The organism is Bradyrhizobium macuxiense (assembly GCF_007993935.1).
In the GTDB taxonomy this organism is placed as follows: domain Bacteria; phylum Pseudomonadota; class Alphaproteobacteria; order Rhizobiales; family Xanthobacteraceae; genus Bradyrhizobium; species Bradyrhizobium macuxiense_A.
This window is the reverse complement of sequence record NZ_VITY01000006.1, coordinates 270,344-285,124: the sequence shown is the minus strand read 5'-3', so window position 1 is coordinate 285,124 and position 14,781 is coordinate 270,344. Positions and strand designations below refer to the sequence as shown.

Sequence of the window (14,781 nt, the reverse complement as noted above, 5' to 3'; positions counted from 1 at the left end):
CTCAACCTGCCGGTGAGGTTAGATGGAAAATGCGGCGATGCAAATGCGGGCATTTGCCGCCATGTGGCCGTGCGTGCCGGTTGCTGCCGGTTGACGCGGGATACCGCCGCGCCTAGCTCATGGTTAACCGTACGCAACGCAGGTTGCCGCCGCTTTCGGGACATATCGCCATGGCCGCGTCTGATCGTCAATCGCATTGGCAGACCGTCTATCTGACAAAGGGCGAGCAGCAGGTGAGCTGGTCGCAAGCCGATCCGCAGCCATCGCTGCGCCTGATCGAATCCGCAGCGCCGGGCCCTGACGCGTCGATTATCGACATCGGCGGCGGGGCCTCGCGCCTCGTCGATGCGCTGCTGGCGCGCGGCTTTCACGATCTGACCGTGCTCGATCTTTCCGAGGCGGCGCTGGCGAGCGCGCGGGAGCGGATCGGCGCGGCAGGCGAAGCGGTGCGCTGGGTCGCCGATGATGCGACGGTCTGGCAGCCGCCGCGAGCCTTCGACATCTGGCACGATCGTGCGGCGTTTCACTTTCTTGTCGAGGAAAAGGATCGCGCGGCCTATCTCGAGCGACTGCATCGCGGCGTCAAGGCAGGCGGCCACGCCGTGATCGGCACTTTCGCGCTGGACGGTCCGGAGAAATGCAGCGGGCTGCCGGTGCAGCGCTATGATCCCGCAGCGCTCGGCCGGGCCATCGGTCCGGCATTCGAATTGATCGCGCATGAGGCGCACCGGCACGTCACGCCGTGGGGCGCGACGCAGTCGTTCCAGTTCAGCGTGCTGCGGCGCAGGTGATCGGCCGCAGGAGGAGAGGTGAGATGACGGACGCGCCACGGGCGATCGGCGAGATCGCGAGCTACCACGCCCATGTCTATTACGATCCCGCAACCAGCCGGGGCGAGGCCGAACGCCTGCGGAACTGGATGGGCGAGCGTTTCCTGGTCACGCTCGGGCGCTGGCACGACGTCAAGGTCGGCCCGCACGATCAGGCGATGTATCAGGTGGCGTTCGCGGCCGAGCTGTTTCCGACCCTGGTGCCGTGGCTGATGCTCAACCACGGGAGCCTGAGCATCCTGGTCCATCCCAACACCACCAATCCGCGCCGCGATCATCGCGACGATCCGCTCTGGATCGGGACGCCGCTCGCCGTCCATGCCGACAAGTTGCCCGAAGAGGCCGAGATGGAGCAGGCGCCGGCGCCGAATACCTCGCCGACATTGCGTCCCTGAGCGCTGCGGGCCCGGTTGGCCGGATGCGTAAAGTTTGACGCAATTCCAACTACAACCAAGTCGCTTCAAACTCATCGCGTTTTGCAACGTGAGGTTAAGCCGCCATTCCTAGATTCACCCGACAATTTCAGGGTCGGGCGCATTGGGCATGTTCTTTTCATTCCGTAGCTGGGCGCTGTGGCGGGTCGTCGGCCCTCTGCTGGCGATCGTGCTGCTGCTGGGCGGCCTGTCGGCGGGCAGCCTGCAGGTGATGTCCGCGGTCCGGGCCTATGTGGCGGGCGAAAGCATGTGGTCGAAGGGCCAGAAGGACGCCATTCACTACCTCCAGACCTATGTCAGCACGGGCGCGCCGCTCTATTTGCAGAAGTTCGACGCCGCGATCGCGGTGCCGCTGGCCGACCGCACGGCGCGGCGCGCGCTGGAATCGCCAGGCAATAACGATGCCGTGGCCCGCGCCGGTTTCGCCAAAGCGGGCAATCATGATGACGACATCGGCGGCCTGATCTGGCTGTTCAAATATTTCCGCAAGATGCACCACGTAGCCGGCGCGGTGACGGCGTGGCGGAATTCGGATGCGCTGCTCGATCAATTGATCGAGATCAGGAACGAGGCCGCGAACGACGTCGCGCTGCATGATCCTTCGGCTGCGGCCATCAAGCACTGGGCCGAGCGGATCGGTGCGGTCGATGCCGCACTGAGCACGCTTGCCGTCGATTTCTCGGACGAATTGGGCAAGGCGTCGCGTCAAGTCTCCGCGCTGCTGCTGCTGGTCAATCTCGTGATCGCGGCCTGCCTTGCCGGCATCGTCCTGTTCCACACGCGGCGGATGCTGTGGCGACGTTGGCTTGCCGAGACCGCGCTCGCCGTCGAGAAGGAGCGCGCCCAGCTCACGCTGGCCTCGATCGGCGATGCTGTGATCGTGACCACGCAGGACGATCGCGTCGGCTACATGAACGCCGCCGCGCAGCGGCTGATTGCGGCGGGGCAGGACGTGACCGGATGGCAGCTTTCGTCGCTGTTCAACATCGCCGAGCAGCCGGTGCGCGGATCGTTCCAGACGGCCGAGGCCGATAGCGAGAGCCGGCCGCAGCTTCTGGTGCGACCGGATCAATCCAGCGTGCCGGTCTCGGTGGTCGAGACCCCGATCGTGCATGCCGGCGAACCGGCCGGCCGCGTCATGATCATTCACGACATGACCGCCGAGCGGCGGCTGGTCGAGGAACTGGCCTGGGCCGCCTCCCATGACGCGCTCACCGGCCTTGCCAACCGGCGGCAGTTCGAGTTCGAGCTGCACCAGGCGATGTCGGGCGCGGACGGCGTGGGCGCCGACCTTATGCTGATCGACCTCGATCAGTTCAAGATCGTCAACGACACCTGCGGCCACATGGCCGGCGATCGGCTGCTGAGACAGGTGGCGCGGTTGCTGACCGCCGAGGTCGGCGACAGCGGGCTGGTCGCGCGTCTCGGCGGCGACGAATTCGGCATTCTGCTGCGCGACGACGGCTCCGCCACGCACGACGTTGCCGCCGATGTCGCGGAGCGGATCAGGGCGGTGGTCGAGCAGTCGAACTTCGTCCATGAGGGCTCGAGCTTTCGGATCAGCGCAAGCATCGGCCTGGTCGGGCTTGCCGACAGCGCCGGCGTGCAGGATGCGCTGCGGCTCGCCGACGTCGCCTGCTTCCTTGCCAAGGACAAGGGGCGCAACCGCGTCCAGGAGCACCGTCCGTCCGATACCGGCATGGCGGTGCGGGTTGCCGAGATGAGTTGGGTCAATCGCATCCGCAAGGGATTGGACGAGGGCCGCTTCTGCCTTTACGAGCAGGAGATCCGCCCGGTGAACGGCATGCTGAAGGGCAACGACCGGCGCGAGCTGCTGCTGCGCCTGCGCGACGAGAACGGCGCCCTGGTGCCCCCCGGCAGCTTCCTGCCCGCCGCCGAGCGTTACGGACTGATGCCGCTGATCGACCGCTGGGTGGTGCGGCGCGCCTTCGAGGTCATCGCCGATCGCAAGCACCATCCGCGCAAGATCGCGAGCTACGCCATCAACCTGTCCGGCGCCACCATCGGTGACAGCGACTTCGTCGACTTCGTCGCCGGGCTCTTTGCCGAGCATGATGTGTCGCCGGCCGTGGTGTGTTTCGAGATCACCGAGACCAGCGCGATTTCCAATCTCGACGAGGCGCAGACATTCATCGCGCGGCTGCGCGAGATCGGCTGCAGCTTCTCGCTCGACGATTTCGGCACCGGCATGTCCTCGATCGCCTATCTGAAGCACCTGCCGGTCGACATCATCAAGATCGACGGCTCGTTCGTGAAGGAGATCCTGAACAGCAAGGTCGATCGCGCCATGGTCGAGATGATCACCAAGACCGCCAAGATCATGCAGAAGCAGGTGGTCGCCGAGTTCGTCGAGAGCCTCGCGATCCTGGACGAGCTGCGCCAGATCGGGGTCGACTACGTGCAGGGCTACGCGATCGGGAAGCCGGTCCCGGTGCTGACCCTCCGGGAAGAAAAGATCGCCTGAGTCGCCGAAATTGTCCCGAATCGGGACTTTTCCACCCGTTTCAGCCCTTGCGGGGCTGATTCCCCGGCACTTTCCATCCGAAAAACGTTTAAAAATCCTGTCGTTGCCGGCTCCGTCTCGATTATGCCTTACTCTAATTCCCTGATATGATGAGTGATCGGTGAATCCCACGTGGGCCGACTAACAGGCCCCAGAACACCGAACTTGGGGATGATGGGTCAACGTACGACGAAAGCTGCCGGGCGCAGGTCAAGCCGCGGCATGTCTCTGGTGGGCAGCACGGCGTTCGCCGTGAGCGCGCTCGTCCTGTCGTCTGGCCTTGCCGCCTGGATGGTCGGCATCGACCCGACCGCGTGGCTGCATGGACCGGCGCTCGCCAATACCACCGCCTCGTTGAATTTCGACGACCGCTTCGGCTCTCGCTCCACGATCAACACGGCTTCGCTCTATTATCCTCTGCGCCGCGGGTTCCGTTCGAGCCGCGGCGATTTCAATTCCGAGTTCGGCCAGATCGAGGACGCGCTGTCCGGTCAGCTGCGCGACACGCAGACCGAATTGCCGACCAGCAGCGAGCCGGCGACCGCGTCGGTCGCCGCAACGACCACGGTGACGACGACGCCCGCAGTGCCGATGCCGCGGTCGCGCCCGGCCGAGGCCAATCTGCTCGCGCGCAACGATCAGCCGCTGCCGCCGCAGGCGCCGGTGCAGCAGGGCGACAACCGGACGTTCCTGCAGAAGATCGCCGACATGATGCCGGGCAAATTGCAGCTGGCCTCGATCGATCCGAATGACGGCCTGTTGTCCGGCCCGAGCCCCGATCTCGGCAAGCTCGGTTATGACAGCACCACGGCGGTCTACGACATCACCGGCCGCATCGTGTACATGCCCGACGGCACCAAGTTCGAAGCGCATTCGGGGCTCGGCAATCTGCTCGACGATCCGGCGCATGTGAACGCCCGCAACGCCGGTGCAACGCCGCCCGGCATCTATGAGATGAAGCCGCGCGAGAAGCTGTTCCACGGCGTGCCCGCGCTGCGCATGACGCCGGTCGATGGCAGCGATACGTTCGGGCGCGTCGGCCTGCTGGTCCACAGCTACATGCTCGGGCCGAACGGCGACTCCAACGGCTGCATCTCGGTCAAGCACTACGACAGGTTCCTGCAGGCCTATCGCAGCGGCATGATCAAGCGCATCGCCGTCGTCATCAATATCAAGGATGTCCAGTCGGCCTCGACCCGCTCGGCGTCGAACTCGTGATGCCGCCAGCGTCGCTGGCGACCGATCTTGTCTCTTGATGTTTCGGCGGCCTAGCCGATCTCTTTCCTGACCACCGCGGCCGCATCGCACATCGCCTTCAGTTTTCCGAACGCGACTTGCCGCGGCATGTATTTCATGCCGCAGTCCGGCGCGACCACCAGCCGCTCAGCCGGCACATGCTTCAGGCCGTTGCGAATGCGATCGGCGACGACGGAGGCAGGCTCGATCTCGGGATCGCCGAGATCGAGGACGCCGAGCATGATCTTCTTCGACGACAGATCCCTGAGCACGCCGAGATCGAGCTTCGGCTGGGCCGCCTCGATCGAGATCTGATCGGCGATGGTGTCGTCGAGTTCGGCGAGGAAGGAGTAGCCCGCCGGCTTGGTCGAGCCCGGCACCACAGCGGCGTAGCCGAAGCAGAGGTGCACCACGGTCGGGATGGTGATGCCCTGCAGTGCGCGGTTGATCGCCTTCACCGCGTAGCGCTTCGCCAGCTCCGGATTGTTGCGTACCCAGGGCTCGTCGAGCTGGATGACGTCGGCGCCGGCCTTCTCGAGGTCGCGAGCCTCGGCATTGACGGCCTCGGCGAACGCCATCGCGAGCTCTTCGTCGTCCTTGTAGAACTCGTTCTTGGCCTGCTGGCTCATCGTGAACGGGCCGGGAAGGGTGATCTTCGCGGCACGGTCGGTGTTCTTGCGCAGGAACTGCATGTCGTGCAGCTCCACCGGTCCCTTGCGCTTCACCGGGCCGACCACGCGGGGCACCGGCGTCTGCGTGTTGCCGGTGCGTGCGGTGATCATCGCCGGATTGTCGGCGTCGACACCCTCAAGGGCGGTAGAGAATCGGTTGGAGTAGCTCTCGCGGCGGATTTCGCCGTCGGTCACGATGTCGATGCCGGCGCGCTCCATGTCCCGGATCGCCACGATGGTCGCGTCGTCCTGTGCTTCCTCCAGATGCTCGGCCGGCAGGCGCCACATCGCGTGCATGCGGGTGCGCGGGACCGACTTCGACAGCATCGCGCGATCGACCAGCCATTCCGGCTGCGGATAGCTGCCGACGACGGTGGTCGGCAGCAGATGCTTGGGCAGGTTCATGATGTCCTCCTTCTTGTTGTTGTGCGGCCGGATCAGGCCGCGCGCGTTGCGCTTGCCGCGGTTTCGTCCTTCACCGGGTTGCGCAGCACGCCGATGCCGGAAATCTCGACCTCGACGACGTCGCCTTCCTTCATCCACAGCGGCGGCGTGCGATAGGCGCCGACCCCGCCGGTGGTGCCGGTGACGATGACGTCGCCCGGCACGAGCTCAGTGAAGGTCGAGCAATAGGCGATCAGGGTGGCGACGTCGAACACAAGGTCGGAGATCGGCGCGGCCTGCACCTCGACACCGTTGAGGCGGGTCGCGATGTGCTGCTGGCTGATGTCCGTCAGCTCATCGGTCGTCACCATCCACGGTCCAAAGCCGCCGGTGCCGACGAAATTCTTGCCCGGTGCGAATTGCGAGGTGTGGCGCTGCCAGTCGCGGATGCTGCCGTCATTGTAGCAGGCATAGCCGGCGACATGGCCGAGCGCGGCCTCGCGCGGGATGCGGCGGCCGGCCTTGCCGATGATGACGGCCATTTCGCCCTCATAGTCGAAGCGCTCGGATTCCAGCGGCCGGATCATCGGCTGGCCGGCGCCGACCTGGCTGTTGGCGAAGCGGGTGAAGATCATCGGATGCGGCGGCGTCGGATGGCCGCTCTCGGCGAGGTGCGTCGCATAGTTGACGCCGATGCAGAAGATCTTGTCGGGATCGGGCACGGTCGGCAGCAGCTCGACATCCCTGAGCGCGTGGTCGGGGCGTTCGTCCAGCAGCTTCTTCAGTTGGTCCAGCGAACCTGATGTCAGCAGCGCCTTCAGTGTTGGATGCGCCCTGAGCCGCTTGCCGGCGTCGATCACCCCCGCGTCGGTCACGATGCCGTAGCTTGCGGTGCCCGCCGCCTTGAAACTTGCGATCTTCATGGTCTCTCACTCTGTTCGATGGAGGAAACATAGGCTTCGATGGGAAGCGCGATTTCGCCGTTGCGCATCGGGACGCATTGCGGCGGAAAATCCTGGCGGAAGCGGGCGCCGTTGGCTTCGGCGCGATCAAGGAAGCGGGCGAGATGCGCCATCGCGCCGGTCGGCAAGTCGTGCAGCACCAGCAGAGTCCATGGCTGCGCACGGCATTGCTCGAGCGCGCGATCGGTCCAGCCGTCGGGATCGTCCCAATCGCGCGGGATCGCGTTCCAGAGCACGCAGCTGTGCTTGTGGTGGGCGAGATAGTCGACCACCGAGGGCTTCAGCAGCCGGTCGTCGAGATTGCCGCCGCCGCCGAACGGCCGGAACCAGCGATTGGGATGAGTGAGCTCACCGATTGCGGCTTGAGTCCGGCCGATCTCGCGCTGTGCGGTGTCCGCGCCCGGCTGCCGGCCGAGCGGCGTGCTGTGCGTAAACGTGTGATTGCCGATCCAGTGGCCGTCGTCGTGCGCACGGGCGACGAGCCGCCGGCGTGCGGGATCGCCGAGCTTCTCGCCGATGACGAAGAACGTGGTTTTGATGCCGCGCTCGCCCAGGACATCGAGCACGAGCGGCGTCACGTCGGGCTCGGGTCCATTGTCGAATGTCAAGGTGAGGTCGAACACGTCACGATCCCCTTACGTCGCCGGCTGCATCGTGCCGGAGCCGACCTCGTCGGCGGCGCCCTGGCCGGCGCGCGTTCCGGTCTGCCAGATCGCGGCCTTGCGCTCGACCCAGCGGATCGCGGTGTTGAAGGCGATCGCCATGAACAACACCAGCAGCACGCCGGCGAACACATGCGGGCTGTCGAGAATGGTGCGGTAGCGCGAGATCAGATAACCGATACCGGCGGAGGAGATCAGCATCTCCGAGACAACCACGCCGACGATCACGAGCGCACCGCCGATCCGAAGGCCCGACAGCACGGTCGGGATCGCGGCGGGAATGATGACGCGAACCAGCCGCTGGCTCAGCGTCGCGCCCATGCTGCGCGCGGCGAGCAGCAGCTGCGGGTCGATGGTTTGAATTCCGGCTGCGGTCGCCAGCATGGTCGGCAGGAAACCATAGATCGAGGCGAAGGCGATCTTGGATTCGGAGCCGATGCCGAGCCACACCGTGAACACCGGATAGAGGATCACGAGCGGCACCGCATAGAGGCTCGAGACCATCGGCATGATCAGCAGCCGCGGGCGCGGCAGGCTGCCGACGATGGCGCCGAGCAGGATGCCGCCGCCGCAAGCGAACGCCATCGAGACCGCGACCTCGTAAAGCGTCACAGCGAGCGCATGGCCATATTCGGCCGCCTCGTTCCAGCCGGCGAGCAGGGTCGAGGACAGCGACGGCAGGAATAGCTCGGGGATCAGGCCGGCGCGCGGCAACAGCTCCCACAGCACGAGCAGGCCGACGACGATCAGATGGCGAAGGGTTTTCGCGCTCATCGCTGTCTCACGCCGATTTGCGGATGTGCCGCCAGATGCGGTCGCGCAGCGCGCCGAAGGCGTCGCCGCTCAGCATCTCGTAGGTTCGCGGCCGCGGCAGATTGACCTGCAACTGATCGACGATGCGGCCGGGCCGCGGCGACATCACGATCACCTCGTCGGCGAGATAGACCGCCTCGGTCAGGCTGTGGGTGACGAACACGACGGTCTTGCCGGTCGCGGCCCAGATGCGAAGCAACTCGTCGCCCATCGTCATGCGGGTCTGCTCGTCGAGCGCGGCGAACGGCTCGTCCATCAACAGCACCGGCGGATCCTGCACCAGGCCGCGCGCAATCGAGACGCGCTGCTTCATGCCGCCGGACAGCTCGTGCGGGTGGCGCTTGCCGAAGCCTTCGAGGCCGACCAGCTTGAGCGCGTCCTGCGCCTTGGCCCGGCGCTCCGCCTTGGCGACGCCGCGCAGCGCCAGCGGAAACTCGACATTGTCTTCCGCGGTCAGCCACGGAAACAGGCTCGCTTCCTGGAACACGACGCCGACGCGATTCGGATCGGGCTGCGCAATCGGCGCGCCGTTGATGGTGATGGTGCCCGAGGTTTGCGCGCGCAACCCGGCCATCATCATCAACAGCGTGGACTTGCCGCAGCCGCTCGGGCCGACCAGCACGACGAAGCGTCCCGGCTTGATGTCGAGCGAGACGTCCTCCAGCGCGACGACGTCCTGGGACCTGGTCCGGAACACCTGACCGACATTCCTCACCTCGATCGCGCCGGCGCGCGGCGGCGGCTTCAGCGGTGTCACGTTCGCCAATGGCTGCATCGCGTTTCCACCCATCTGATCAGTTCATTGAAGGTCATGGCGATCGCGGCGACCATCACGACGCCGGCGAGCAGCTGCTTCATCTGGAAGTTCTCACCCCAGGTCGCGATCTGGTGGCCGATGCCGTCGCGCGAGGCGTACATCTCGGCGAGGATCACGCCGGTGAGGTTGAAGATCATCGAAATCCGCAGCGCTTCCAGCAGCACCGGCAGCATGCTCGGCAGATAGACGCGGAACGCGGTCTGCGCGCGCGTGGCGCCGTAGGAGCGGGCCACCGTCAGGTGCTCGGCCTTGACCGATTCCACCGCCGTCGTGGTCGACATGATCACGATGAAGATCGTCGAGAAGAAGCCGAACCCGACCTTCTGCGCGAAGCCGACGCCGAACACCAGGATGAACATCGGCAGGAAGATCGATTTCGGGATGCTGAAGGCGAAGAACAGCAGCGGCTTCGCGACATCGGCAAAATAGCGGTTCTCCGCGATCAGGAAGCCGATCAGCGCACCCATCGGCACCGCGAGCGCGAAGGCGGTCAGTACCTCGGTCGCGGTCACCAGAAGGTCGGTCCGGACGCTCGACCGTTGCAGCAGATCGCCGAGCGTTGCGAGCGTGTCGGATGCCGACGGCAGCAGGCGCGGGTTGGCGAGCCCGGTCCGCGACAACAATTCCCACAGCGCGAAGGTCGCGATCACGATCGCGACCCGCGCGAGCTTGATGGTGAGGGTGGCCTGCATCTTACGGCTTGGTCGGAACCGGCTTGAATTTGGTCGAGATCACGTCCTCGACCGGAACGATGTCCTTCAATCCGCCGAGCTTGGCGAGATCGAGCGACAGCTGCACCGCTGCCGGCACATTGGCCGCGCCCATGTCGCCGTCGGTCTCGAGCTTCATGATGGTGTTGTCGTATTCCATCGCGGCGATCTCGGGCGGCATCTCGTAGAGGTCGGCGATCAGCTTCACGGTGACGTCGCGGTTGGCGCGCATGAACTGCACGGCGCCATAGAGCGCATTGACGGCCTTCTGCACCACGTCCGGCTTGGCCTCGGCGAACTTGTCGAGCACGATCCAGCCCGCGGTGAGGTTCGGCGGCGCCGCGGTCGCATAGTCGAGGATGGTCTTGGCCTCGCCCGACTTGGCGACCTGGAAGCTGAGCGGCGAATAGACCACGGCGGCATCGACGTTGCCGGCGAGCAGGTTCGGCACCAGCCCGCCGCCGCCGACCGGCACGCGGGTAAAGTCGATCTTCTTGTCCTGGATGGTCCAGAGCGCGAGCAGGTCGGAGCCGGAGCCTGCCGCGGTGATCCCGACCTTCTTGCCGTTGAGATCCTTGACCTCGAGCGTCGACTTGGTTGGCACCATCAGCTGCCAGCCGAAATTGCCCATCGCCGCATTGGCGACGATCCGCGACATCACGCCTTTCTTGCGGCCGGCCGATACCAGCGACGGCGGATCGAGGATGATGTCGGCGGCGCCTGCCGCCATGCCCTCGAAGGTCTCGGCGCCACTGCGATAGACCGTCAGTTCCGCCTTGATGCCTTCCTTCTCGAACAGCTTCTGCCGGACCGCGGTCTCGGCGATCGTCGTCGGCCAATAGGTCTTGGTCGGCAAGCCGACGCGGATCGTGTCGGTCGCGAAGGCTGGGCCGGCCAGCAAAGTGGTGGCGATCAGGGCTGCCAGCGCGCGGCGGCGCGTGATGCTCATGGTTCTGTTTCTCCCGGATATCGATTGTTGTTGTTTGCGGCGCCTTGCGTGCCGTGGATCAGGACGTGCCGTTGACCTCCGCAATGCGCGGAGCAGCGAGCTCGACGAATTCCCTGGTTGTGCCGAAGTGCTTTGACAATGCGCGAACTGCCGCATCCGCATCACGCGCGAAAACCGCGTCTACAATCGCGGCGTGCTCGGCCTGGACGTCGCGCGCCCTGCCGACCTCGCGGCGGATCGAAAGTCGCCGGTAGCGCTCGCTCTGCTCATGCAGCACGTCGCGGAAGCCGAGCAGCCATTGCGACCCGCAGGCATTGACCAGCGCGCGATGGAAGAGGCGGTGGCGGACCACCCATTCCTCGTAATGCACGGTGGGGTCGTCGGGATAGCGATGCGGAACGGCCTTGAGCGATTCCCAGGCCACCGCGACCGACGACAGCCAGGCCTCGTCGCCGCGCTCGATCGAGCGCCGCAGTGCAAGTCCCTCGATGTCGATCCGGGTCTGCGTGACATCGGCGAGATCGGCGAGCGAGACCGGACAGACGCGAAAGCCGCGCTGGTCGGAGGCCTGCACCAGGCCGTCGGCCACCAGGCGCGACAATGCCTCGCGGACGGCAGCGAGGCTGACCGAGAACTGCTTGGCGAGGCCTGCGATATGCAGCTTCTGGCCCGGAAGCAGCCGGGTCGACAGGATGTCGGCCCGCAGCCGCTCCTGAACCGCCGATGTCAGGCTTCGCGGCCCGTCGCCGGCCAAGCCCTCACGAAAACTCAACCCGATGTTCATGGCCGGCAAGACTGGCGGACGGCCGTGTCGTCGTCAATCGAAAATCGATTTTCTTCGCAGTTTGGTTCGATAGCTGCCGCTTATGTATACTGAGATAGTTCCATCAGTCGGAAATTCGAGAAATTTTCTTGGAAATCACGGAAGATTTGGTATCAATGTATACAATCAGAATGCAACGTAGGGAGGATTTCATGCCGAACCCCTTTCCGATGAACGCCTGGTACGCGGCCGGCTGGGATGCCGAGATCAAGCACGCGCTGTTGCCGCGGACGATCTGCGGCAAGCATGTCGTGATGTACCGCAAGGGCGACGGCGAGGTCGCGGCGCTGGAGGATGCCTGTTGGCACCGCCTTGTCCCGCTCTCCAAGGGCCGGCTCGACGGCGACACCGTGGTCTGCGGCTATCACGGCCTGAAATACAATGCGCAGGGCCGCTGCACCTTCATGCCCTCGCAGGAGACGATCAATCCGTCGGCCTGCGTGCGCGCCTATCCCGTTGTCGAACGCCATCGCTTCATCTGGCTCTGGATGGGCGATCCCGCGCTCGCCGATCCCGCGCTGGTGCCCGACATGCACTGGAACAACGATCCGGCCTGGGCCGGCGACGGCAAGACCATTCACGTCAAATGCGACTACCGCCTGGTCGTCGACAATCTGATGGACTTGACGCACGAGACCTTCGTGCACGGCTCGAGCATCGGCAATGATGCGGTCGCTGAAGCGCCGTTCGACGTCACCCATGGCGAGAAGACCGTGACCGTGACGCGCTGGATGCAGGGCATCGAGGCGCCGCCGTTCTGGGCCAAGCAGTTGCGGAAGCCGGGCCCGGTCGATCGCTGGCAGATCATCCGCTTCGAGGCGCCGTGCACCGTGAATATCGATGTCGGCGTCGCGCCGGCCGGATCGGGCGCGCCGGAAGGTGATCGCTCGCAGGGCGTCAATGGCTATGTGCTCAACACCATCACGCCGGAGACCGAGGAGACCTGTCATTACTTCTGGGCCTTCGTCCGCAATCACCGCATCACCGAGCAGCGCCTGACCAGCGAAATCCGCGACGGCGTCGCCGGCATCTTCCACGAGGACGAGATCATCCTGGAGGCGCAGCAGCGCGCGATGGACGAGAATCCGGACCGCGTGTTCTACAATCTCAACATCGACGCCGGCGCGATGTGGGCGCGGCGCGTCATCGACCGCATGGTGGCGAAGGAGAACCCGCCGCAGCAGCTGCAGGCGGCGGAGTAGGCCGTATGGCGGAACGCGAAACCGATCGCTCCGTGTCGCAGACCGTGCGCGCGCAGCTTGCGCTGCGTGACCTCGTTCTCTCGGGCCGGCTGCGGCCGGGCGAGCGCATCTCCGAGCTGCAGGCGGTCGAGATCACCGGGGTGTCGCGCACGCCGGTGCGAATGGCACTGGTCCGGCTGGAGGAGGAAGGCCTGCTGGAGGCGATCCCCTCCGGCGGCTTCATGGTCAAGGCATTCTCCGAGCGCGACATTCTCGATTCGATCGAGCTGCGCGGCACGCTGGAGGGGCTGGGTGCGCGCTTTGCCGCCGAGCGCGGCGTGTCGTCGCGCGATCTCGAGCCGCTGAAGGAATGCCTCCACGAGATCGAAGGCCTGGTGCGGCAGGATCCGATCTCGGTCGAGGCGTTTTCGTCCTATGTCGCGCTCAACGCCCGATTCCACGCGCTGCTCACCGAGCTGTCACGCAGCCCACCATTGATCCGGCAGATCGACCGCGCCTCGGCGCTGCCATTCGCCTCGCCGAGCGCGTTTGTGATGGCGCAATCGGCCTTGCCCGAGGCGCGCCAGATCCTGCTGATCGCGCAGGATCATCATCGCGTGGTGGTCGACGCCATCGAGAACCGCGAGGGCGCGCGCGCCGAAGCGGTCATGCGCGAGCATGCAAGGCTTGCGGCGCGCAATCTGCGGCTGGCGCTGCGCAACCGCACCCACCTCGATCTGCTGCCGGCGCTGGCGCTGATCACATCAGGCTGAACGGAGCGCGCCATGCGATTCATCGAAACCTGGACATCAGCGACGCTGCAAGCTGTGCGCGATCTCACGCCCACCATCCGCGAATTCCTGCTGCGGCCGGATCATTTCACCGGCGCGCCCTATCCCATCGGCAGCCATATCGATGTCGGCGTTACCATCGACGGCCAGCCGCAGACCCGTTCCTATTCGATGGTCGGCGAAGTCGATCCGCAGGGCTACCGGATCGCGGTGCGGCGCGCGCCGGATTCCCGCGGCGGCTCGCGCTATATGTGGTCGCTCGCGCCGGGGGCGCGGCTCAACATCACGCAGCCCGCCTCGCTGGTGCAGCTCGACTGGACGCGGCGGCAGTTCTGCCTGATCGCAGGCGGCGTCGGCATCACGCCGATCGTCGGCGCGGCGCAGGCGCTGGCGCGTCGCGATGCCAGGGTTGTGCTGCACTATGCCGTGCGCACGCGCAGCGATGCGGCCTATCTCGATATGCTCGAAGGTTTGCTCGGCGAGCGCCTCATCGTCCATGCCGGCGACGAGGGCAGGCGGCTCGACCTCGAACGCGTCTTCGGCGGTTTGCCGCAGGATACGATGACGTTGTTCTGCGGCCCGATGCGGATGCTCGATGCAGCGCGGCGCGCCTGGGAGGCGTCCGGCCGGGCGATGACCGATCTGCGCTACGAGACCTTTGGATCGAGCGGGCTGTTGCCGACCGAGGCGTTCCGCGTGCGGCTCAGAGGTGAGGGCACCGAGTTCGTGATCCCGCACGACCGCTCGATGCTGGAGGTGCTCAACGACGCCGGTCATGAGGTGATGAGCGACTGCCGGCGCGGCGAATGCGGCGTCTGCGCGCTGGATGTGGTCGGTGTCGACGGCGAGATCGACCATCGCGACGTCTTCTTCAGCGAGCACCAGAAGCGGGAAAGCCGCAAGATCTGCGCGTGCGTTTCGCGGGCGCGCGGCACCATCACGGTGGATACACTGCATCGCGCCGACGTGCTGTGACGCGCGCGGGCGCTCGATC

General features: G+C 65.7%; 15 protein-coding genes. 7 read left to right on the top strand and 8 right to left on the bottom strand.

All coding sequences use genetic code 11. The annotated features are described in order from the left end of the window. Positions 1–170: 170 nt before the first annotated feature. The 4 genes from FBZ93_RS18305 (at position 171) to FBZ93_RS18290 (ending at position 5,006) form a co-directional block, all read left to right on the top strand. Positions 171–791 carry a class I SAM-dependent methyltransferase gene (locus tag FBZ93_RS18305; protein WP_146987274.1) on the top strand — a complete coding sequence of 207 codons (621 nt, stop codon included), beginning with the start codon at positions 171–173 and terminating at the stop codon, positions 789–791. Positions 792–814: 23 nt separating this feature from the next. After that, a complete protein-coding gene (locus tag FBZ93_RS18300) occupies positions 815–1,225 on the top strand; it encodes a DOPA 4,5-dioxygenase family protein (protein ID WP_146987273.1) in 411 nt (136 codons plus the stop codon). 148 nt (positions 1,226–1,373) lie between these two features. Beyond that, positions 1,374–3,749 (top strand): putative bifunctional diguanylate cyclase/phosphodiesterase, encoded by a 2,376-nt coding sequence (locus tag FBZ93_RS18295; RefSeq protein ID WP_146987272.1) that lies wholly within the window; start codon positions 1,374–1,376, stop codon positions 3,747–3,749. Between the two features lie 291 nt (positions 3,750–4,040). Continuing rightward, on the top strand, positions 4,041–5,006 hold the full coding sequence (locus FBZ93_RS18290; RefSeq protein WP_246667544.1) for a DUF2778 domain-containing protein: 966 nt from the start codon (positions 4,041–4,043) through the stop codon (positions 5,004–5,006). Between the two features lie 50 nt (positions 5,007–5,056). Here FBZ93_RS18290 and FBZ93_RS18285 read toward each other — a convergent pair whose 3' ends face one another. From FBZ93_RS18285 to FBZ93_RS18250, 8 genes are read right to left on the bottom strand one after another with little or no spacing between them, the layout of a single operon-like run. Then, a complete protein-coding gene (locus FBZ93_RS18285) occupies positions 5,057–6,100 on the bottom strand; it encodes a cobalamin-independent methionine synthase II family protein (protein WP_208764026.1) in 1,044 nt (347 codons plus the stop codon). A gap of 32 nt (positions 6,101–6,132) precedes the next feature. After that, entirely contained in the window at positions 6,133–7,002 is an 870-nt protein-coding gene (locus FBZ93_RS18280; protein WP_146987270.1) for a fumarylacetoacetate hydrolase family protein, read from the bottom strand. After that, positions 6,999–7,664, bottom strand: coding sequence for a polysaccharide deacetylase family protein (locus FBZ93_RS18275; RefSeq protein ID WP_146987269.1), 666 nt, complete (start codon positions 7,662–7,664; stop codon positions 6,999–7,001). Before FBZ93_RS18275 ends, FBZ93_RS18280 begins: the two co-directional genes overlap by 4 nt. A gap of 12 nt (positions 7,665–7,676) precedes the next feature. After that, positions 7,677–8,477: an ABC transporter permease gene (locus FBZ93_RS18270; RefSeq protein WP_146987268.1), complete on the bottom strand. Its 801-nt coding sequence runs from the start codon at positions 8,475–8,477 to the stop codon at positions 7,677–7,679. A 7-nt stretch (positions 8,478–8,484) separates the two neighbouring features. Further along, on the bottom strand, positions 8,485–9,291 hold the full coding sequence (locus FBZ93_RS18265; protein WP_246667543.1) for an ABC transporter ATP-binding protein: 807 nt from the start codon (positions 9,289–9,291) through the stop codon (positions 8,485–8,487). Further along, complete coding sequence (locus FBZ93_RS18260) at positions 9,270–10,025, bottom strand: ABC transporter permease (protein WP_146987266.1); 756 nt, start codon at positions 10,023–10,025, stop codon at positions 9,270–9,272. Before FBZ93_RS18260 ends, FBZ93_RS18265 begins: the two co-directional genes overlap by 22 nt. Before the next feature lies 1 nt (position 10,026). Then, entirely contained in the window at positions 10,027–10,992 is a 966-nt protein-coding gene (locus FBZ93_RS18255) for an ABC transporter substrate-binding protein (RefSeq protein ID WP_146987265.1), read from the bottom strand. Between the two features lie 58 nt (positions 10,993–11,050). Next, positions 11,051–11,764, bottom strand: a complete 714-nt coding sequence (locus FBZ93_RS18250; RefSeq protein ID WP_246667542.1) for a GntR family transcriptional regulator — start codon at positions 11,762–11,764, stop codon at positions 11,051–11,053. A gap of 203 nt (positions 11,765–11,967) precedes the next feature. On the opposite strand from FBZ93_RS18250, the gene FBZ93_RS18245 reads away from it, so the two are divergent. From FBZ93_RS18245 to FBZ93_RS18235, 3 genes are read left to right on the top strand one after another with little or no spacing between them, the layout of a single operon-like run. After that, positions 11,968–13,017 carry an aromatic ring-hydroxylating oxygenase subunit alpha gene (locus FBZ93_RS18245; protein WP_146987263.1) on the top strand — a complete coding sequence of 350 codons (1,050 nt, stop codon included), beginning with the start codon at positions 11,968–11,970 and terminating at the stop codon, positions 13,015–13,017. A 5-nt stretch (positions 13,018–13,022) separates the two neighbouring features. After that, positions 13,023–13,769 (top strand): GntR family transcriptional regulator, encoded by a 747-nt coding sequence (locus FBZ93_RS18240; RefSeq protein WP_146987262.1) that lies wholly within the window; start codon positions 13,023–13,025, stop codon positions 13,767–13,769. 12 nt (positions 13,770–13,781) lie between these two features. Further along, complete coding sequence (locus tag FBZ93_RS18235) at positions 13,782–14,762, top strand: PDR/VanB family oxidoreductase (protein ID WP_146987261.1); 981 nt, start codon at positions 13,782–13,784, stop codon at positions 14,760–14,762. The last annotated feature ends 19 nt before the right edge of the window (positions 14,763–14,781 follow it).

Coding starts and splice junctions, on each gene's coding strand:
- FBZ93_RS18305 (WP_146987274.1), top strand. CDS start 171: ATGGCCGCGTCTGATCGTCAATCGCATTGGCAGACCGTCTATCTGACA.
- FBZ93_RS18300 (WP_146987273.1), top strand. CDS start 815: ATGACGGACGCGCCACGGGCGATCGGCGAGATCGCGAGCTACCACGCC.
- FBZ93_RS18295 (WP_146987272.1), top strand. CDS start 1,374: ATGTTCTTTTCATTCCGTAGCTGGGCGCTGTGGCGGGTCGTCGGCCCT.
- FBZ93_RS18285 (WP_208764026.1), bottom strand. CDS start 6,100: ATGAACCTGCCCAAGCATCTGCTGCCGACCACCGTCGTCGGCAGCTAT.
- FBZ93_RS18280 (WP_146987270.1), bottom strand. CDS start 7,002: ATGAAGATCGCAAGTTTCAAGGCGGCGGGCACCGCAAGCTACGGCATC.
- FBZ93_RS18270 (WP_146987268.1), bottom strand. CDS start 8,477: ATGAGCGCGAAAACCCTTCGCCATCTGATCGTCGTCGGCCTGCTCGTG.
- FBZ93_RS18265 (WP_246667543.1), bottom strand. CDS start 9,291: ATGCAGCCATTGGCGAACGTGACACCGCTGAAGCCGCCGCCGCGCGCC.
- FBZ93_RS18260 (WP_146987266.1), bottom strand. CDS start 10,025: ATGCAGGCCACCCTCACCATCAAGCTCGCGCGGGTCGCGATCGTGATC.
- FBZ93_RS18255 (WP_146987265.1), bottom strand. CDS start 10,992: ATGAGCATCACGCGCCGCCGCGCGCTGGCAGCCCTGATCGCCACCACT.
- FBZ93_RS18245 (WP_146987263.1), top strand. CDS start 11,968: ATGCCGAACCCCTTTCCGATGAACGCCTGGTACGCGGCCGGCTGGGAT.
- FBZ93_RS18240 (WP_146987262.1), top strand. CDS start 13,023: ATGGCGGAACGCGAAACCGATCGCTCCGTGTCGCAGACCGTGCGCGCG.
- FBZ93_RS18235 (WP_146987261.1), top strand. CDS start 13,782: ATGCGATTCATCGAAACCTGGACATCAGCGACGCTGCAAGCTGTGCGC.